This is a genomic window from Azotobacter bryophylli, assembly GCF_042643485.1.
Taxonomy (GTDB): domain Bacteria; phylum Pseudomonadota; class Gammaproteobacteria; order Pseudomonadales; family Pseudomonadaceae; genus Azotobacter; species Azotobacter bryophylli.
The window spans coordinates 159,363-178,720 of record NZ_JBHRSJ010000016.1 but is presented as its reverse complement, the minus strand read 5'-3'; the positions used below and the strand labels follow the sequence as shown (position 1 = coordinate 178,720).

Sequence of the window (19,358 nt, the reverse complement as noted above, 5' to 3'; positions counted from 1 at the left end):
CCTCACCTCAGCCCTGCGCCGTACTCCAATCGATCACGCCCAGCCGCCAGGTGGCGAGAATCAGCAGACCGAAACCGATGCGATACCAGGCGAAAACCGCGTAACTGTGGCTGGCGATGAAGCGCAGCAAGGCCCGCACCGACAGCATGGCGAAGACGAACGAGGCCATGAAGCCGAGGGCGAAGATCGGCAGGTCGCCGCCATTGGCGAACAGCGCCCGGTGCTTGTAGCCGGAGTACGCGGCGGCGCCGACCATGGTCGGCATGGCGAGGAAGAAGGAGAACTCGGTGGCGGCCTTGCGCGACAGGCCGAACAGCAGACCGCCAATGATGGTGGAGGCCGAACGCGAGGTGCCGGGAATCAGCGCCAGGCATTGGGCGCAGCCGACCTTGAGGGCGTGCTTCCAGCTCATCTCGTCCACCGTCCGGACCTCGATGCGGTGCTCGCGCTTCTCCGCCCAGAGCATCACCACGCCGCCCACGACCAGGGCGCTGGCGACGGTCACCGGATTGAACAGCCAGTGCTCAATCAGCCCGGCGAAGGTCAGACCGAGCACCACAGCCGGCAGGAAGGCGATCAGCAGGTTGATCGTGAAGCGCTGCGCCTGGCGCTGCGTGGGCAGCCCGACCACCACGCCGAAGATCCGCTGACGGAATTCCCACACCACGGCGAGAATCGCCCCGAGCTGGATGATGATGTTGAACGCCTTGGCCCGATCACCGACGAAACCGAGCAAATCGGCAATGATGATCTGATGCCCCGTACTGGATATCGGCAGAAATTCGGTCAATCCCTCGACGATACCCAGAATCAGCGCCTGCAGAGCGAGCCAAAGATCCATCAAACCCCCAAAAAATCAAACGCATAGACATCCCTCCCCGGCGCCTTGAACGGCAGGGGATACAGGAACGGAATATGCAGAAAAATCGAAAACCAACGAGTCAGGTGCAACCGTTTTAACAGGAGGGAATGCTAACAGACCCGATGTGACAGTGCTGCAGGCAGATACGGGAAGCTGTTTGTCAATCCCTTGCACAACGACGAACGCTTATCAATAATCGCGCATCTCCCTGGCCGTAGATTCCGACAGCAGCGAATGCTGGAACGCGAATGCGCGCCAGCCCATGGATAGGGCTCGAATGAGACACAAGGAAGAATATGCGCTGCTACAGCTTGTCGGGATGGTTCGGACGTATTAGAAAATTTCCATGCTTCGATTTGGCCTGCCGATGCCTGCCTATTAGGCGTGTCCCTTCCCCAGGCATCACGGATGCCTGATCGACCGCCGACAGTACGAGACCTTCGCTTGCGATTCGCTGCGATTAGCCATTGATCTCGAGTGCCCCATGATCAATATGAAGCATCAGGAAATCGATCTGAGCCGACAGGCGAACCCCGACCTCGTCTGGGATCTCGACCACATCGCCCGACGCGAACTGGCCGAGCGTTTCGTCAAGGTCTTCGAAAACCGCCTTTGCGTCTACTCCGAGTCGGTGAGGCAGTTGTACACCAACTACAACCTGCATTTCCCCAGCGATATCGGCCGCAAGATGGTGATCCTGCCCAATCCCTACGCCTTCCACGACACGCTGCACGACATCGACGCGCTCGCGGTACGTCGTACCGGGCTCTACATCCTGCCCGGCAAGCTCCTGGGGAAGCCCGGCCTGCTCCTGACGAAAAGGGTCGAGGACAAGAACCAGTCGACGCTGAAGACAATGCCCTTCAAGAAGGCGCTCGCCCAGATCATCAGCAACCAGAAAAAACTCGGCGATGTATTTCTGCCCATTCTCATCAAGGGGGATCTGCGCGAATTCGGCCAGCAGATGCCCTCCCTGCACCTTCACCGGCTGCAGGTGAGCAAGCTGTCGCACCTGTCGACGTTCGAGCGGGAAGACATACAGAACACCATCACCCGCAAGCTGCTGATGCTTTACAGACAGGCGGACGACCTGTCCTATTGAGGAGTTACGAAGAACCGAAGATACCTTGATCCGCATCATTCCAGGATCAGCAAGCCGAAGGAACTCGCTTGCCATTGTCAGCTCAAATTTCCGGTCCAGTATCCGTCTTTGACTGACAGTCGCGTTTCGCCTGCCGCCCGAACACAAAACCATAAAGGCGGCTTTTCATGGTAATAGAGAGGGAACCACCCATGAACGCACCACTCCGCTTCAACGAAGCACTTCTGATCACAGACCGCGCCTTCCATCCGCTCCAGTGCATCGCCTGGGCTCATGAGGGCGATGGCGAGCTGAGCCTGACGGTCATCGACCGCACCAGCACCCGCACTCTCGGTCGAAAACGAATTTCCACCGCCGCCTATTCGGATCCGCTGCAATTGGCTGCCTTCATCCAACAGACGCGCCAGGAGCTCAGCGAAGTCGGCATCGATCTCGCTCCCTGGCGCATGCCGGATTGAAGCCGAGGGGCGGAGTCACAGGGAAGAAGCTCCGCCCCCTGATTCCCTCATCTTCATGTTTCCCCAGTCATCGGTCTGGTTAGGCGAAGACTGCAGCTGAAACAATAAAGGCGGCCTAGGCCGCCTTTTGTTTCGCCGGACGATCGGTCAGTAGTAGGCATTTTCCCGGTTGCTGTGGTCGGTCACGTCGCGCACGCCCTTGAGATCCGGGATACGCTCCATCAGCGTCTTTTCCACGCCTTCCTTCAGGGTCACGTCGACCATGCCGCAGCCCTGGCAACCACCGCCGAACTGCAGCACGGCGATGCCTTCCTCGACGATGTCGACCAGGGTCACCTGGCCACCATGACTGGCCAGGCCCGGATTCACTTCGGTCTGCAGGTAGTAGTTGATCCGCTCGTTCAGCGGGCTGTCCTCGCCGATCATCGGCACCTTGGCGTTCGGCGCCTTGATGGTCAGCTGACCGCCCATGCGGTCGGAGGCGTAGTCGACAACAGCATCGACGAGGAACGGCTCGCTGATCGCATCGATCCAGGCGGTGAAGCTCTTCAGCGCCAGCGCGATGTCGTCCGGCTTCTGCTCGCCCGGCTTGCAGTAGGAGATGCAGGTCTCGGCGTAGGGGGTACCGGGCTGGGTGATGAAGATGCGGATCCCGATGTCCTTGGTGTTCTGCTTGGCGAGCAGCTCGGCCAGGTAATCGTGTGCGGCGTCGGTAATGGTGATGGCGCTCATGGAAACTCCTTTCAGATCTGCCGGCAGTCTACGCCAAGCACTTTCGAGGGGAAAGCCCTAGCAGCATAGTAGGAATAAACTGCTAGGGCGTCGACGGTCGCTCGGCCTAGAGATTCTCGTAGCGGTTCAGGTCGAGCACGCCGGCATCCAGCGGCTCGGTCTCGTACAGATAGGCGGAAACATCGTTGAAATAGCGCCAGAACTTCGGGTGGGTACGGCGAACTCCCCAGCGCTCGACCAGACGGTCGAAGTCCTTCTGCGTATGCACCCGCTCGATCGCCTCGACGAAAGCGGGCACCTCGCCCTCTTCGATGTTGAAGAGGAAGTTCGGGTAGCTGCTCAGCACACCGGGATAGAGCGTGAGCTTGTCCAGCCCGGGGATATAGCGCATCTCCTCCCCGAGCATGAAGGCCACGTTGCTCAGAGCCCGATCGCGCATCAGGCTATAGACCTCGCGCTTGCCTTTCCCATACTCGACGCGCAGCAGGCTAGCCTCGGGCAGGAAATGGATGGCCGGCAAGCCGGCTTCCGGGCGCCCGCTCAGACGGGAAAACGCCAGTTCCGCATACCTCAGTTCCTGCGCGACGCCCGGCCGGTAGCAATGCGCATCGGTACAGCGATTGATCGGGTCGGGCGCGGCGTCGATCGCCGCGTGACGGCGCAGCAACTGCTCGCCGAAGCGTTCCTTGGCCTCCTGCCGCGGCAGGCCCAGCCCGGACGGGGTGACGGTGTCGATATCGGTATAGGTGAGCCACAGCTTCAGCTTGCCACTATCCTGATACCAGTTGTCGAGAATCGCCTGGCGCGAAGCGGAGGGCAGCAGGCGCAGGAAGTTCCGCTCGGCGGCGTTGCGGATCAGGTCGAAATACAGGCGCGTCTGCGCCTGGTGGGAAATGTTGCCGAACACGTCGAAGTTCACCACCAGCTCGTAGTAGGTGCTCTCGAGCAGCGGGTAGTCCAGCATCCACAGTGAGATCGGGGTGGTACCGATCAGCCCCTTGTGCACCGAAGCGCTGTCGTGCTGGCGAAAGACCGTCAGCAGCGCGTTGTCGTTGCCGCTCCAGATGTCCGCCCACTGCGCCGGACGACCGGCATAAGCCGCCGTCCGGATGCGGCTGTACTGGTTGCGCATGTCCCGGTGGGCCGCCCAGCGCTCCCAGAGATCGGTGAGATTGTCGAACTGGCCGGGCAGCTCCAGCAGCGGGGTCACCTTCTCGCGGTAGGCCACATCGGTGATGTAGAGGTCCCGGTCCGGAGCCTGGAAGAGCGTCCAGAAACGGTCGCGAAGCACGTCGGTTGCGATCTGACCACGACAGACTGGCCCGCGGATGAAGGTCTTCACGAAGAACTCGGCGTTATCCAGCATGAACTGGTAGCGCGCCCGCACCGGAATGGCCTGGAAGGTCTTGAACGGGTTGGCCTTGTCCAGAGCGCCATAGCTGGGTACGGCGGTGACCTGCCAGTCGCCGGCGAAGAACAACTCACGGACCCGCGCCATTTTTTTCGCGCTGAGCGCATAGGCCGTATGGCTCTTGCGCACGATGACTTCCTGGATCGGCCGCAGGCGATAGAAGAAGCGCAGGCCCGGATCGTCGTTGGGCCGGCGCGTGGCGATCGGCTCGATCGGCTCGCCGCTGGGCGTGCGCGAACGCACCAGCTCGAAGAAGTGCCCCGGCTCGCCGCCCTCGAAATGCAGATGGGCCAAGTACAGGTGCTCGTACAACCAGCGCGCGACCAGATTCTCGCGGGCCCCGGGGGCATTGAGCAGGCGCTCCCAGTCCGCGATCTGCCCAGCCTCGACCGACGAAGGCCGCACCGGCTGCCAGTCCACCGGCGCCCCCTGGTCGAGCCACTGCCGCAAGAAAGCGAATTCCTTGTCGCTCAGTCCGGTGACGGCGTAGGGCATCCCGCCGTGCGGATTGTCCTTGGCGTACTCGGCGAACTCGCCGGGCATGGGGCAGACGTTCCTGCGCTCGATGCCCAGGGTCACGTCCTTGGGCAGTTTCGCATTGGGCTCCAGCGGGTGGCTGCGACCGAGCTCCAGCATGCTCTCCAGCAATGCCGCCTGGCCGCCCCTGGCATCGAGCACGGAATAGAAGCCCTTGCTGCGCCAGCCCTGCTCGTCCTGGGCGTCCAGGAACAGGCGGCTGGGCTGGATGGGCTCGGTACGCGCGCCGTTGTACACCGGCGCCTTGCTGGCGCCGCGCTGGGTTCCCGGAGCGCTGCCCAGCTTGAGCTGGCAGGGGGCATCGTAGCAGGCGTGGCAGGCCACGCACTTGGCCGTGAAGATGGGCTGGATGTCGCGTTGATAGGAGATGCTTTCCGCTCGCGCGAAGGCCGCACAAGTCAGGAGCAGAAAGAGCAGGACACGGAAATGCATTGTCGTCACGGATCCTTTGCAGGCGGCGCGATCTTACGCTCCGCTTCGGACGATGGCGACTGGCTTCTGGTCTATGGGCACAGTGGCAAGGAGGAGGCCCTACATGAATCTATTTCATGCAAATCTCCTCTCGACACGAATGCCGTGCAGCTTTGTTATCATTCCCGACTTTCGATCACGCTTCATCAGGTAGCCCTCATGTCCGACCGCGCCGCCCGCCTCCAGGCCCTCCAGCAAGCCCTCAAGGAACGCATCCTGATCCTCGACGGCGGCATGGGCACCATGATCCAGAGCTACAAGCTGGAGGAGTCCGATTACCGCGGCGAGCGCTTCGCCGACTGGCCGCAGGACGTGAAAGGCAACAACGACCTGCTGCTGCTCACCCGTCCGGACGTGATCCAGGCCATCGAGCGCGCCTACCTGGACGCCGGCGCCGACATCCTCGAGACCAACACCTTTAACGCCACCCGCGTCTCCCAGGCCGACTACGGCATGGAAGAGCTGGCCTACGAGCTGAACGTGGCCGGCGCACGCCTGGCCCGCCAGGTGGCCGAAGCCAAGACTGCCGAGAACCCGGCCAAGCCACGCTTCGTCGCCGGCGTGATCGGCCCGACCAGCCGCACCTGCTCGATCTCCCCGGACGTCAACAACCCCGGCTACCGCAACGTCACCTTCGACGAGTTGGTGGAAAACTACACCGAAGCCACCCGCGGCCTGATCGAGGGCGGCGCCGACTTGATCCTCATCGAGACCATCTTCGACACCCTCAACGCCAAGGCGGCGATCTTCGCCGTGCAGCAGGTGTTCGAGGAAGACGGCGTCGAGTTGCCGATCATGATCTCCGGCACCATCACCGACGCCTCCGGCCGTACCCTGTCCGGGCAGACCACCGAGGCGTTCTGGAACTCGGTGCGCCACGCCCAGCCGATCTCCGTGGGCCTCAACTGCGCCCTCGGCGCCAAGGACCTGCGTCCGTACCTGGAAGAGCTGGCCAACAAGGCCGACACCCATGTGTCCGCCCACCCCAATGCCGGCCTGCCCAACGCCTTCGGCGAGTACGACGAGACCCCGGCGCAGATGGCCAAGGTGATCGAGGAATTCGCCGCTTCGGGCTTCCTCAACATCATCGGCGGCTGCTGCGGCACCACCCCGCCGCACATCCAGGCCATCGCCGAGGCGGTGGCCAAGTATCCGCCGCGCACCATTCCCGACATCCCGCGCGCCTGCCGCCTGTCGGGCCTCGAGCCGTTCACCATCGACCGCAACAGCCTCTTCGTGAACGTCGGCGAGCGCACCAACATCACCGGCAGCGCCAAGTTCGCCCGCCTGATCCGCGAGGAAAACTACGCCGAGGCGCTGGACGTGGCCCGCCAGCAGGTGGAAGCCGGCGCCCAGGTGATCGACATCAACATGGACGAGGGCATGCTCGACTCCAAGGCGGCGATGGTCACCTTCCTCAACTTGATCGCCTCCGAGCCGGACATCTCCCGCGTGCCGATCATGATCGACTCCTCCAAGTGGGAGGTGATCGAAGCCGGCCTCAAGTGCATCCAGGGCAAGGGCATCGTCAACTCGATCTCCATGAAGGAAGGCGTCGAGGCGTTCAAGCACCACGCCCACCTGTGCAAGCGCTACGGCGCCGCCGTGGTGGTGATGGCTTTCGACGAGGCCGGCCAGGCCGACACCGCCGCGCGCAAGCGCGAGATCTGCCAGCGCTCCTACGACATCCTGGTCAACGAAGTGGGCTTCCAGCCGGAAGACATCATCTTCGACCCGAACATCTTCGCCGTGGCCACCGGTATCGAGGAGCACAACAACTACGCGGTCGACTTCATCGAGGCCTGCGCCTACATCCGCGACCAGCTGCCCTACGCCCTGTCGAGCGGCGGCGTGTCCAACGTCTCCTTCTCGTTCCGCGGCAACAACCCGGTACGCGAGGCGATCCACTCGGTATTCCTCTACCACGCGATCAAGAACGGCCTGACCATGGGCATCGTCAACGCCGGCCAGCTGGAGATCTACGACGAGATTCCCAAGGAGCTGCGCGACAAGGTCGAGGACGTGGTGCTCAACCGCCATCCCGGCGCCACCGAAGCGCTGCTGGCCATCGCCGACCAGTACAAGGGCGACGGCAGCGTCAAGGAAGCCGAGACCGAGGAGTGGCGCAGCTACGACGTCAACAAGCGCCTCGAACACGCGCTGGTCAAGGGCATCACCACCTTCATCGTCGAGGACACCGAAGAAGCCCGCCAGCAGTGCGCGCGGCCCATCGAGGTCATCGAAGGCCCGCTGATGGCCGGCATGAACGTGGTCGGCGACCTGTTCGGCGCCGGCAAGATGTTCCTGCCCCAGGTGGTGAAGTCCGCCCGCGTGATGAAACAGGCGGTGGCCCACCTGATCCCGTTCATCGAAGCGGAAAAAGGTGACAAGCCGGAAGCCAAGGGCAAGATTTTGATGGCCACGGTGAAGGGCGACGTGCACGACATCGGCAAGAACATCGTCGGCGTGGTGCTCGGCTGCAACGGCTACGACGTGGTGGACCTGGGCGTGATGGTGCCGGCGGAGAAGATTCTGCAGGTCGCCCGCGAAGAGAAGTGCGACATCATCGGCCTGTCCGGCCTGATCACCCCGTCGCTGGACGAGATGGTCCATGTCGCCAAGGAAATGCAGCGCCAGGGCTTCACCCTGCCGCTGATGATCGGCGGCGCCACTACTTCCAAAGCGCACACCGCGGTGAAGATCGAGCCGCAGTACAGCAACGACGCCGTGGTCTACGTCACCGACGCCTCGCGCGCCGTGGGCGTGGCCACCACCCTGCTGTCCAAGGAGCTGAAGACCGCCTACGTCGCCAAGCTGCGCGAGGAATACGCCGAGGTGCGCGAGCGCACCGCCAAGCGCGGCTCGCGCAAGGAGGTACTGTCCTATGCCGATGCCGTGGCCAACAAGCTGAAGTTCGACTGGGCGGACTACCAGTCCTCCAAGCCGAGCGTCCTCGGCCGCCACATTCTGGAGGACATCGACCTCGCCACCCTGGCCGAGTACATCGACTGGACGCCGTTCTTCATCTCCTGGGACCTGGCCGGCAAGTTCCCGCGCATCCTGGAAGACGAGGTGGTCGGCGAGGCGGCGACCAACCTGTACAACGACGCCCGGGCCATGCTGAAGAAGTTGATCGACGAAAAGCTGATCAAGGCCCGCGCCGTGTTCGGCTTCTGGCCGGCCAACCAGGTGGCGGACGACGACATCGAAGTCTACGGCGAGCAGGGCGAGAAACTGGCCACCCTGCACCACCTGCGCCAGCAGGCCGCCAAGCCCGACGCCAAGCCGAACCTGTCCCTGGCCGACTTCGTCGCGCCGAAGGAGTCCGGCGTGACCGACTATGTGGGCGGCTTCATCACCACCGCCGGCATCGGCGCCGAGGAGCTGGCCAAGGCCTATCAGGACAAGGGCGACGACTACAACTCGATCATGGTCAAGGCACTGGCCGACCGCCTCGCCGAGGCCTGCGCCGAATGGCTGCACGAGCGCGTGCGCAAGGAATACTGGGGCTACGCCAAGGACGAGGCGCTGGACAACGAAGCCCTGATCAAGGAGCAGTACAAGGGCATCCGCCCCGCTCCCGGCTACCCGGCCTGCCCGGACCACACCGAGAAAGGCACCCTGTTCCGGCTGCTGGACGCCGACGGGGTCAGCGGCGTGACCCTCACCGAGCATTACGCCATGTTCCCCACCGCTGCCGTCAGCGGCTGGTACTTCGCCCACCCCGAGGCGAAATACTTCGCCGTGGGCAAGGTGGAGAAGGACCAGATCGAGAGCTACTCGGCCCGCAAGGGCCAGGACGTGAGCGTGAGCGAACGCTGGCTGGCGCCGAATCTGGGCTACGAGTCCTGACACCACGCATCACACGAGAAAGGCCCACTGCAGTGGGCCTCTCTCGTTTTAGCCAATGCCACCAAGCCAAGTTGCGCGAGGTGAAGCGAGCCTGATCGCCGCACTGACTGAAATCCGCCGTCATGGTGTTGGCCAAGGCCAACGGCATCAATGCGCGCTGAGCCTCGTCGCCATATCGCTACGGGCGAATAACCCTTAACTAATCAATGCTCGCTCTTAACACGCCGAATCCTGATGGAATACTCCAGCTTCGGCTTGCGCGTCACGCTGATCGCGCGGCGGGTAACCGTGTCGAGGGTAATGTTCCAGAAGCCACTGACGGGCACCCGAATCTTCGCCGGGAAGCGGTCGAAGGCGCCACCATGATAAGAGTGGCGACCACCGTTGCGGAAACTGCGGAAGTTCGCATCGTTCATCAGGCGGATATTGCAGGGTTGCGAGCTTTCGATGATGACCAGGTCGCCCTCGTCCAGCTGCTCGCGTTGGTGAATGAATTTCATCGGTGATTCCAGCGCACGTCACAAGGCGGCGGAACATAGCACGAAGCCAGGCTTCTCGCGGCCATGCTGTGATGAAATCCGACCACGGCAGTGAGCCTTTCACATTGACCATCTGATAGGAGTGAACCGATATGACCAAGGAAATCCGCGTCGTCGCCATCCTGCAGGCCAAGCCCGGCAAAGCCGAGGCGGTCCGCGAAGTGCTGCAGGCCTGCTTGGCACCTTCTCGGGCCGAGCAGGGTTGCCGTTTCTACACCCTGCACACGGAACAGGGCCAGGAAGGACGCTTCGTGTTCATCGAGCGCTGGGCCGACCGGAAAGCGCTGGAGGAGCACCAGGCCACCGCCCACTTCCAGGCCCTGATCGCGGGCGTCGAGGGCCTGCTGGCGGAGCAGCAGATCCTGATTCTCGACGAGATGCCGGCATAGACTGGAAAACCACCGCCTGCGCCTCGGCCATGCCCGAGCGGGAAATGCCGCACGGGTGCTTCGGGGACTGTGGTCGGGGGGACTGCCCCTGTAGACTGGACGCCGACAACGGTCTCGGTCCGCAGGTGATCCATGTACCTTCCCCGCCACTTCGAAGAAACCCGCCCCGAAGCCCTGCACGCCCTGATGCGTACCCACCCGCTCGCCACCCTCGTGATCCTGTCGGCGTCCGGGGACATCGATGCCAACCACATCCCCCTGTTCTTCTCCGAAGAGACTGGCGGTCTCGGCTCGCTGCGCGGCCATGTCGCCCGCGCCAACCCTCTCTGGCGCGATCTGCTCGAGGGCGCCAAGGCACTGGCGATCTTCCATGGCCCGGATGGCTATATTTCGCCGTCCTGGTATCCGACCAAGCGGGAGCACGGCCGGGTCGTGCCGACTTGGAACTATGCCGTGGTGCACGCCCACGGCTCGCTCCGAGCAATCGACGATCCGGCCTGGCTACGCACCCAGGTAGAAGCCCTCACCACCCAGCAGGAGGCCACCTTCGCCGCTCCATGGGAGGTTGGCGATGCGCCCGCCGATTTCATCGACCGTCGCCTGGAGGCGATCGTCGGCATCGAGCTGGTGATCGACAAACTCACCGGCAAGTTCAAGAACAGTCAGAACCAGCCGGAGCAGAATCGCGCTGGCGTCGTCGCCGGACTCGAGAACCAGGGCAACGACCGGGCCCTGGCCTTGGCTGCCCTGGTCGAAGAGGCGTCCTCTAGCCGGGAGGTCTAGCCGTCGCCTCCTCCCAACCCCATGCCTCCCCGTCGAGCCTGACCGAAGGCCTGGCCTTGCCCGGGGTACGCGACAGGCACGGCGCGGGGGCTGCCTGCAGCGTGCCCCCGACCTCCCGATAGACCCCGCGCGCCCGCATATGGGGATGCTCCGGCGCTTCGGAGAGCGACAGCACTGGTGCGAAGCAGGCATCGCTGCCCTCCAGCAGCGCACACCATTCTTCCCTGGTGCGGGTGGCGAACAGCTCGGCCAGGCAGTGGCCGTGGACTTCCCAGTTGGCCGGCTCCTCGCGGCCTTGGAGCAGGCTCTCCGGCGCCTCGATGCGTTCCAGCAGCTCGCGGTAGAACTGCGGTTCCAGGGGGCCGACGGCAATCTCCCGGCCATCGGCGCAGGTATAGCAGCGGTAGTACGGCGCGGCGCCGCCGAGCAGGCTGTGCTGTCGCTCCAGCGACAGGCTGCCGCCGGCGAAAAAGCTCATCAGCGAGGACACGCCGTCGACGATGGCCGCATCGACTACCTGGCCCAGGCCGGAGCGCTCGCGCTCCCACAACGCCGCCAGGAGGCCGAAGGCGAGAAACATCGAGCCCCCGCCGAAGTCACCGACCAGGTTCAGCGGCGGGATCGCCGTGCCTTCCCGGCCGCCGATGGCGGCGAGCGCGCCGGTGAGGGCGATGTAGTTGATGTCGTGACCGGCGGCGCGGGCCAGCGGGCCGGTCTGGCCCCAGCCGGTCATGCGCCCGTAGACCAGCCGCGGGTTGCGCGCGCACAGCACCTCCGGCCCGAGACCCAGGCGCTCCATCACGCCGGGGCGAAAGCCCTCGATCAATACGTCCGCCCGGTCGGCCAGCTCGAGGCAGCGCTGGCGCCCCGCCTCGCTGCGGATGTCCAGCGCCAGCACCGAGCGTCCGCGGTCGGCCACCGGATTGGGCCAGCCGTTGCCGCCTTCGCGCTCGATGCGCAGCACCTCGGCGCCCATGTCGGCGAGCAGCATGGCGCAGTGCGGGCCGGGGCCGATGCCGGCGAACTCCAGCACGCGCAGCCCGACCAGCGGCCCCTGACGGGCCTCGTCGTTGGTCGCCATTCAGAGCCCCTCCGCCTCGGCGGTGCGCACCAGATGGTCGCGATAGCGCTCGCGCAGCAGCTTCTTGTTGACCTTGCCGGTGGCGGTCAGCGGCACCTGGTCGAAAATCACCGCGTCCGGCATCCACCATTTGACGATGTGCGGCTCGATATGGGCCAGCACCCGCTTCGGACAGACCTCGGCATCCTCGTGCGGCTCGATCACCAGCACCGGCCGCTCCTCCCACTTGGGATGGAACACGCCGACCACCGCCGCGAACTTCACCCCCGGGCAGGCCGCGGCGACGTTCTCGATGTCGATGGAGCTGACCCACTCCCCGCCGGACTTGATCACGTCCTTGCTGCGGTCGGTGATGCGCATGAAGCCGTCGCCATCCAGGGTGGCGATGTCGCCGGTATCGAACCAGCCCTCGGCATCGAGGGCGCTGCGCTCGCTGCGGAAGTAGCGCTCGATGGTCCAGGGTCCGCGCACCAGCAGCCTGCCGGGGCTCTCGCCGTCGCGCGGCAGCTCCTTGCCGTCCTCGTCGACGATCTTCAGCTCGACGCCGAACTGCAGCCGTCCCTGGCGCGTCCAGATCACCTCGTCGGTCGCCGCCTGGCCACGCGCGGCCAGCCTGGGCGTCGGCGTCGCGACCACGCCCAGCGGGCTCATCTCGGTCATGCCCCACAACTGGCGGATGGTCACCCCGTAGCGGTTCTGGAACTTCTCCGCCATCGCCCGCGGCACCGCGGAACCGCCGATCACCAGGCGCTCCAGGGTGCCGGCGGCCTCGCCGCTGCGTTCGAGATGGTCGAGGTACAGAGTCCAGATGGTCGGCACGCCGCCGGAGAGGGTCACGCCCTCGCTCCGGATCAGCTCCTGCAGGCTGCAGCCGTCCATCCTGTCGCAAGGCAGGACGAACTTGCAGCCGTTGACCGCCACGGCGAACGGCAGGCCCCAGGCCGTGGCGTGGTAGAGCGAGGAGCACGGCATCACGCAGTCGAAGGCCGACAGGTCGAACGCCCCGCTCAAGCCCGCCGCCAGAGCGTGCAGCACCACCGAACGGTGGCTGTAGAGCACGCCCTTGGGGTCGCCGGTGGTACCGGAGGTGTAGCAGAGAATGGCGCCGGCATTCTCGTCGAAGGTCGGCCAGTCCAGCGGCTGCTCGGCGGCGATCAGCCGCTCGTAGTCGGGCACCGGCTGCTCGCCCGCGTCGTAACAATCCCGGTCGGCGAGCACGATGAAATAGCGGATGCTGCGCAGCATCGGACGTAGCCGCGCCACGAGCGGCGCGAAACTGACGTCGAACAGCAGGACGCCGCTGGCGGCGTGGTTGAGGGTGTAGGCGATCTGCTCGTCGGACAGGCGCGGATTGGCGGTGTGCAGCACCGCGCCGATCCCCGGCACGGCGAAGAACAGCTCGTAGTGCCGGTGGGTGTTCCAGGCCAGCGAGGACACCCGATCGCCCGGGCCGACCCCGAGCCGCCGCAGCATCGCCGCAGCCTGGGCGGCGCGCCTCGCCAGGCCCAGGTAGTCGTAACGCCAGAGCGGCTCGTCGACCAATCGCGACACCACCTCCCGATCGCTATGGGCACTGGCGGCATGCTTGAGGATGCCGCTGATCAGCAGCGGAGTTTTCTGCATCAGACCTTCTAGCATTTCTATTCCCTCTTCTTATTCTTGTTTTCGACGGATATGCCGGCTGTTTGCCGTTGAATGCTCGATCAATCCAACTCTTGTTCGAAGAAGCTCATCCTCCCAGGTGGCGGGCGATCACCAGGCGCTGGATGTCGCTGGTGCCTTCGTAGATCTGGCAGACGCGCACGTCGCGGTAGATGCGCGCCACCGGGAAGTCATCGAGGTAGCCGTAGCCGCCGAGGGTCTGGATCGCCGCGGAGCAGACCTGTTCGGCCATCTCCGAGGCGAACAGCTTGGCCATCGAGGCCTCCACCAGCGCCGGGCGGCCGGCGTCGCGCAGCGCGGCGGCGTGGTGGACCATCTGCCGCGCCACGGCGATGCGCGTGGCCATGTCGGCCAGGCGGAAGGCCACCGCCTGGTGCTCCAGCAGCGGCTTGCCGAACGCCTTGCGCTCGCGGGCGTAGTCGCGGGCCACCTCGAAGGCGGCGCGCGCCATGCCCACCGCCTGGGCGGCGATGCCGATGCGCCCGCCCTCCAGGTTGGCCAGGGCGATGCGGTAGCCGTCGCCTTCCTCGCCGAGGCGCTGGCTGGCCGGCACGCGCAGGCCCTCGAAGGCGATCTGGCAGGTGTCGGAGGCGTGCTGGCCGAGCTTGTCCTCGACGCGCAGCACGCGGTAGCCGGGGCTGTCGGTGGGTACCAGGAAAGCGCTGATGCCGCGCTTGCCGGCCTGCGGGTCGGTGACGGCGAAGACGATCACCGTGCCGGCGTGCTGCCCGGAGGTGATGAACTGCTTGCTGCCGTCGAGCACGTAGTCGGCGCCGTCGCGCCGCGCACGGGTGCGCAGGTTGCTGGCGTCCGAGCCGGCCTGCGGCTCGGTGAAGGCGAAGGCGCCGAGCTGCTCGCCGCGCGCCAGTGGGACGAGGAAGCGGCGCTTCTGCGCCTCGTCGCCGAAGTGCAGGATCGGCACGCAGCCCACCGAGTTGTGCACGCTCATGATGGTCGAACAGGCGCCGTCGCCGGCGGCAATCTCCTCCAGCGCCATGGCGTAGGCCAGGTAGCCGGTGGCGCAGCCGTCCCACTCCTCCGGCACCAGCATGCCGAGGAAGCCGAGTTCGGCCATTTCCCGGATCGCCTCGGCGGGGAAACGGTGCTCGCGGTCCCATTCGGCGGCGAACGGGCGCAGGCGCTCTTGGGCGAAGCGCCGCGCCATCTCGCCGATGCCGAGTTGTTCGTCGTTCGGCAGCATGGCGGCCTCCTCAGTCCAGGCGCTCGACGGCCACGGCGGTGGCCTCGCCGCCGCCGATGCAGATGGCCGCCAGGCCGCGGCGCAGGCCGTGGCTGCGCAGCGCCGCCAGCAGGGTGACCAGGATGCGCGCGCCGGAAGCGCCGATCGGGTGGCCGAGGGCGCAGGCGCCGCCGTGCACGTTGACCCGCGCGCGGTCGAGGCCCAGCTCGCGCATGGCGACCATGGCCACTACGGCGAACGCCTCGTTGATCTCGAACAGCTCGACCTCGTCCAGCCGCCAGCCGGTGCGCTGCATGAGGTTGCGGATCGCGCCGATCGGCGCGGTGGGGAACAGGTTGGGCGCATCGGCGAAGGCGGCGTGGCCGCGGATCGCCGCCAGCGGGCGCAGGCCGCGGCGCTCGGCCTCGGAGCGGCGCATCAAAAGCAGCGCGGCGGCGCCGTCGGAGATCGAGCTGGAGTTGGCCGCAGTCACCGTGCCGCCCTCGCGGAACGCCGGGCGCAGGGTCGGGATCTTCTCCGGGCTGGCCTTGGGCGGCTGCTCGTCGTGCTCGACGCGCCGCTGCGCGCGGCCGTGCGGCACGTCAAGGGGCACGATCTCTTCGGCGAAGCGGCCCTCGGCCATCGCCTCGCGGGCGCGCTGCAGCGAGGCCAGCGCGTAGGCGTCCTGCGCCTCGCGGCCGAAGCCGTAGGCCTGCGCGCAGTCCTCGGCGAAGGTGCCCATCAGGCGGCCCTTGTCGTAGGCGTCCTCCAGGCCGTCGAGGAACATGTGGTCGAGCACCCGCCCATGGCCCATGCGGTAGCCGCCGCGCGCGCGGTCGAGCAGGTAGGGGGCGTTGGACATGCTCTCCATGCCGCCGGCCACCACCACCTCGGCACTGCCGGCGCGCAGCAGATCGTGGCCGAGAATCACCGCCTGCATGCCCGAGCCGCACATCTTGTTCAGGGTGGTGCATACGGTGGATTTGCTCAGCCCGGCGCTCAGCGCCGCCTGGCGCGCCGGCGCCTGACCGAGGCCGGCGGGCAGCACGCAGCCCATCAGCGCCTCCTGCACCGCCTCGGGGGCGATGCCGCTGCGCGTCACCGCGGCGCGGATCGCAGCGGCGCCCAGTTCGGGGGTGGTCAGCCCCTGGAGGTCGCCTTGGAAGCCGCCCATCGGCGTGCGCGCGCTGCCGACGATGACGATCGGATCTTGCTGGTTCATGGATTCATCTCCTGTCACTTGGCGGCCATGCGCAGGGCACCGTCGAGACGGATCACCTCGCCGTTGAGCATGGGGTTCTCGACGATGTGCCGCACCAGCGCGGCGAATTCCTCGGGCTTGCCCAGGCGTGGCGGGAACGGCACGCCGGCGGCCAGCGCCTCGCGCACCTCGGCGCTCATCCCGGCCATCATCGGCGTCTCGAACACGCCGGGGGCGACGGTCATCACCCGGATGCCGTGACGGGCCAGCTCGCGCGCCGCCGGCAGGGTCAGCGACGCCACCCCGCCCTTGGAGGCGGCGTAGGCGGCCTGGCCGATCTGCCCGTCGAAGGCGGCGATGGACGCGGTGTTGACGATCACCCCGCGCTCGCCGCCCTCGCCCGCCGCGCCCTCTACCATCGCTTCGGCGGCCAGGCGCAGCATGTTGAAGGTGCCGATCAGGTTGACAGCGACGATGCGCGCGAAGCTCTCCAGTGCGTGCGGGCCGTTGCGGCCGAGCAGCTTCTCGCCGCCGACCACCCCGGCGCAGTTGACCAGCCCGTGCAGGGCGCCGAAGGTTTCGACGGCGCCGGCCACCGCGCGGCGGGCAGCGCCTTCGTCGGTGATGTCGGCTACCAGGCCGCGGGCGTTGCCGCCCAGTTCGGCGGCGCGCTCTTCCACCGTGGAGGCCAGATCGACCAGCAGTACCTTGCCGCCGGCTGCAATCAGCGCCCGGGCGGTGGCCTCGCCCAGCCCGGAGGCGGCGCCGGTGACGAGAAAAACCTTGTTCTGGATGTGCATGGCGAATCTCTCTCGAACGAACGCCAGCCCGGCTGGCGAAGTGAGACGTGCGGGTGCAGTCAGGCGACGTAACGCCTGGCTGGATTTTCCGGGTGCGGACGGCTAATCGGACGGGGCTGCCGGGGGATGCAGCAGAAGGGAGAAGTACGGCATGGCGGTTTCCTTTCTTGTTCTAATTGGAAATCACGACAAGCGTGGGTGGCTTCATCTTGGTCATCCGCAGGCGGCTGGACAATGGCCGTTCCTTTCAATCTGCGTGACCGTTTTGGCCAATCGGCGACTGCAGAATCAGGGCGCGGTAATGACCGGGATTGCTCCCGGTCCACTTGCGGAAGGCCCTGTAGAAAGCGCTGACTTCGGCGAAGCCCAGGCGCGCGGCGATCTCGCCGAAAGTCACCTCGGGGTCGGCCAGCCAGGCCGTCGCCATTTCCTGGCGCACCGCGTCCTTGATCGCCTGGTAGGACTGACCGACCTCGGCCAGGCGCCGGCGCAGGGTCGAAGGCGAAACGCACAGCGCTTGGGCCAGTTCCTCCCCGGTCGGCCAGCGCTCGGCCGGCAAGGTGCGCAAATGGGCCTTGATGCGGTGAGCCATGCTGCCGGTATCGCGGTACTTGACCAGGATGTTGGACGGCGCCCTGGCGAGGAAATCCGCCAGCTCGGCTTCGCTGCGCCGCACCGGCAGAGCCAGCACGTCCGCGGCGAAAATGATTCGCGAGCGAGGCCGGTCGAAACGCAGGTTGTTGGAGAACATCACCCGGTAGTCGTCGATGTAATCCGGCACGGCGCAGCGCGACTCGACCGCCAGCAGGGGGAAACGCCGGCCGACCAGCCAGCAGGCCAGTCCGTGCAGCAGCAGCCAGAAGGTGAAATAGGCGAAGGACCTCGCCGGTTCGGCGCTGCGCTCATGCAGCACCACCTCGGCCAGACTCTGGCTGCGGCTCAGGCTGCCGCGAAAGCTCTCGAAGGTCAGACCGAAGAAATCCAGCGCGATGCGCAGCGCCTCCTCCAGGGTGGCCTGGGTCCGGCAGACGCGACAGAGGAAGGCGAAGCTGCCCGCGCGCATGCGCCGCGGGTCCATGCCGAAGAACTCGTCGTCGAAACGCCGCGCGAGCAGCAGCCACAGGCGGCTGTATACCCTCACCTCCACCCGCGCTCCGGGCATTGCCAGGATGGCTGGCTCCAGACCGACCTCGCGCAGCAACTCGTCGGTCGACTCCCCCCGCAGCGCGAAGGCCCTGAGGGCTTCTTCGACCAGACGAATGGAGATGCTGTCCTTGTGCACTGGCACGGCGCGCTGATTCACCTGTTCCGGGCTCCGTCGGGAGGTGCGGATAACATAGGCAAGCCGGCCGAGGAACGCCAGGCACCGGGTTCGAAAGCCCATCGACGGGCACGGTACCGAAGGACTGAGGGACAGGTTCATCCAGGCTGGCGTATCTCCGCTAAACGCCCCCTATCGCGGCGCCCTCTTCGGTCAGAATGGGCCTCTCCTTGTTTACTTTATCGGCATCGATGGTTGGCGGTGACAATTGCCAGCCAGTGGACTTCCGATTACAGATAATTTATTTCTTAATACCCAGGAATATGGAAAGATTCCTGGGATCAATTGGAACTGACGTTGCCATTCCGGGATGGAACACCCAGCGCCTTCCAGCCTCTAACGAACAGGCGCAGTCAGATCACGCGAGCACAACATGAACGAGGCAAACCTTCACCATGAGCCCACCCGGGCCGAGATCGATGCATTGGCCGGACCGACCGTCCTCGAGTTCGGCGCGATCTGGTGCGGTCATTGCCAGGCAGCCCAGCCCCTGATCGGCAAAGCGCTCGCCGGATATGCGCATGTACGCCACATCAAGATCGAGGATGGCAAGGGACGACCGCTCGGACGCTCTTTCCGGGTCACCCTGTGGCCCACCTTGGTGTTTCTCGATCAGGGCAAGGAGGTCGCACGACTGGTTCGCCCTATCGATGCGCAAGCCATCGAACGTGCCCTGGCGATGATCTGTCCGGGAGCTTGAAGCACGTTTTCCGAAGGCAAACTGCGCATTTCGTTCCGCTCCGCCAATCCGCACACCGGAAGGCCCTCGGTGATCATCCGCACTCGGGGAACAGTACCTGTTCGTCGACCCTCACCAGCGGGTGGACTTCGCTGCCTGATCAAGCATCGACCGAAAGCGGTCATCGAACCGTATTCGAGGAGTGTTAGGTTTCGATTTCCCGGCCGTTTTGAACCGGGAGCGAAGGCTGCGGGTCATCTATTGTGGTAAGTGCAACATGTTCATGGAAAGGACGGAT

General features: G+C 65.5%; 16 protein-coding genes. 6 read left to right on the top strand and 10 right to left on the bottom strand.

Annotation, left to right across the window (positions count from 1 at the left end):
• Window positions 1-7: 7 nt before the first annotated feature.
• Window positions 8-841 carry an undecaprenyl-diphosphate phosphatase gene (locus tag ACFOJE_RS09355; RefSeq protein WP_377814049.1) on the bottom strand — a complete coding sequence of 278 codons (834 nt, stop codon included), beginning with the start codon at window positions 839-841 and terminating at the stop codon, window positions 8-10.
• Between the two features lie 505 nt (window positions 842-1,346).
• Here ACFOJE_RS09355 and ACFOJE_RS09350 point away from each other — a divergent pair.
• Window positions 1,347-1,964, top strand: a complete 618-nt coding sequence (locus ACFOJE_RS09350; protein ID WP_377814048.1) for a hypothetical protein — start codon at window positions 1,347-1,349, stop codon at window positions 1,962-1,964.
• A 191-nt stretch (window positions 1,965-2,155) separates the two neighbouring features.
• Window positions 2,156-2,422 carry a hypothetical protein gene (locus ACFOJE_RS09345; RefSeq protein ID WP_377814047.1) on the top strand — a complete coding sequence of 89 codons (267 nt, stop codon included), beginning with the start codon at window positions 2,156-2,158 and terminating at the stop codon, window positions 2,420-2,422.
• 147 nt (window positions 2,423-2,569) lie between these two features.
• On the opposite strand, the gene nfuA is transcribed toward ACFOJE_RS09345, so the two are convergent.
• Both nfuA and ACFOJE_RS09335 read right to left on the bottom strand, forming a co-directional pair.
• A complete protein-coding gene (nfuA, locus tag ACFOJE_RS09340; RefSeq protein WP_377814046.1) occupies window positions 2,570-3,154 on the bottom strand; it encodes a Fe-S biogenesis protein NfuA in 585 nt (194 codons plus the stop codon).
• 106 nt (window positions 3,155-3,260) lie between these two features.
• Complete coding sequence (locus ACFOJE_RS09335; RefSeq protein ID WP_377814045.1) at window positions 3,261-5,534, bottom strand: fatty acid cis/trans isomerase; 2,274 nt, start codon at window positions 5,532-5,534, stop codon at window positions 3,261-3,263.
• 198 nt (window positions 5,535-5,732) lie between these two features.
• Here ACFOJE_RS09335 and metH point away from each other — a divergent pair, with 198 nt between their 5' ends.
• Window positions 5,733-9,425: a methionine synthase gene (metH, locus tag ACFOJE_RS09330; protein WP_377814044.1), complete on the top strand. Its 3,693-nt coding sequence runs from the start codon at window positions 5,733-5,735 to the stop codon at window positions 9,423-9,425.
• 203 nt (window positions 9,426-9,628) lie between these two features.
• Here metH and ACFOJE_RS09325 read toward each other — a convergent pair whose 3' ends face one another.
• The gene (locus ACFOJE_RS09325; RefSeq protein WP_377814043.1) at window positions 9,629-9,925 is read right to left on the bottom strand and encodes a DUF1883 domain-containing protein; all 297 of its coding nucleotides are present in this window, start codon (window positions 9,923-9,925) and stop codon (window positions 9,629-9,631) included.
• Window positions 9,926-10,056: 131 nt separating this feature from the next.
• On the opposite strand from ACFOJE_RS09325, the gene ACFOJE_RS09320 reads away from it, so the two are divergent.
• Complete coding sequence (locus ACFOJE_RS09320; protein WP_377814042.1) at window positions 10,057-10,353, top strand: putative quinol monooxygenase; 297 nt, start codon at window positions 10,057-10,059, stop codon at window positions 10,351-10,353.
• Window positions 10,354-10,485: 132 nt separating this feature from the next.
• Entirely contained in the window at window positions 10,486-11,136 is a 651-nt protein-coding gene (locus ACFOJE_RS09315) for an FMN-binding negative transcriptional regulator (protein WP_377814041.1), read from the top strand.
• Here the strand turns inward: ACFOJE_RS09315 and ACFOJE_RS09310 are convergent.
• The 6 genes from ACFOJE_RS09310 to ACFOJE_RS09285 all read right to left on the bottom strand — a co-directional run bounded on the left by ACFOJE_RS09310 (window position 11,120) and on the right by ACFOJE_RS09285 (window position 18,363).
• Window positions 11,120-12,217: a CaiB/BaiF CoA transferase family protein gene (locus ACFOJE_RS09310; RefSeq protein WP_377814040.1), complete on the bottom strand. Its 1,098-nt coding sequence runs from the start codon at window positions 12,215-12,217 to the stop codon at window positions 11,120-11,122. The two genes, ACFOJE_RS09315 and ACFOJE_RS09310, sit on opposite strands and share 17 nt — an antisense overlap.
• Window positions 12,218-13,840, bottom strand: a complete 1,623-nt coding sequence (locus ACFOJE_RS09305) for a long-chain fatty acid--CoA ligase (protein WP_377814039.1) — start codon at window positions 13,838-13,840, stop codon at window positions 12,218-12,220.
• 106 nt (window positions 13,841-13,946) lie between these two features.
• A complete protein-coding gene (locus ACFOJE_RS09300) occupies window positions 13,947-15,080 on the bottom strand; it encodes an acyl-CoA dehydrogenase (protein WP_377814038.1) in 1,134 nt (377 codons plus the stop codon).
• A gap of 10 nt (window positions 15,081-15,090) precedes the next feature.
• Window positions 15,091-16,281, bottom strand: a complete 1,191-nt coding sequence (locus ACFOJE_RS09295; RefSeq protein WP_377814037.1) for an acetyl-CoA C-acyltransferase — start codon at window positions 16,279-16,281, stop codon at window positions 15,091-15,093.
• A gap of 14 nt (window positions 16,282-16,295) precedes the next feature.
• Entirely contained in the window at window positions 16,296-17,060 is a 765-nt protein-coding gene (locus ACFOJE_RS09290; protein ID WP_377814036.1) for an SDR family NAD(P)-dependent oxidoreductase, read from the bottom strand.
• Window positions 17,061-17,307: 247 nt separating this feature from the next.
• Window positions 17,308-18,363, bottom strand: a complete 1,056-nt coding sequence (locus ACFOJE_RS09285) for an AraC family transcriptional regulator (RefSeq protein WP_377814034.1) — start codon at window positions 18,361-18,363, stop codon at window positions 17,308-17,310.
• Window positions 18,364-18,754: 391 nt separating this feature from the next.
• Here ACFOJE_RS09285 and ACFOJE_RS09280 point away from each other — a divergent pair, with 391 nt between their 5' ends.
• The gene (locus ACFOJE_RS09280) at window positions 18,755-19,081 is read left to right on the top strand and encodes a thioredoxin family protein (protein ID WP_377814033.1); all 327 of its coding nucleotides are present in this window, start codon (window positions 18,755-18,757) and stop codon (window positions 19,079-19,081) included.
• Window positions 19,082-19,358: the final 277 nt, after the last annotated feature.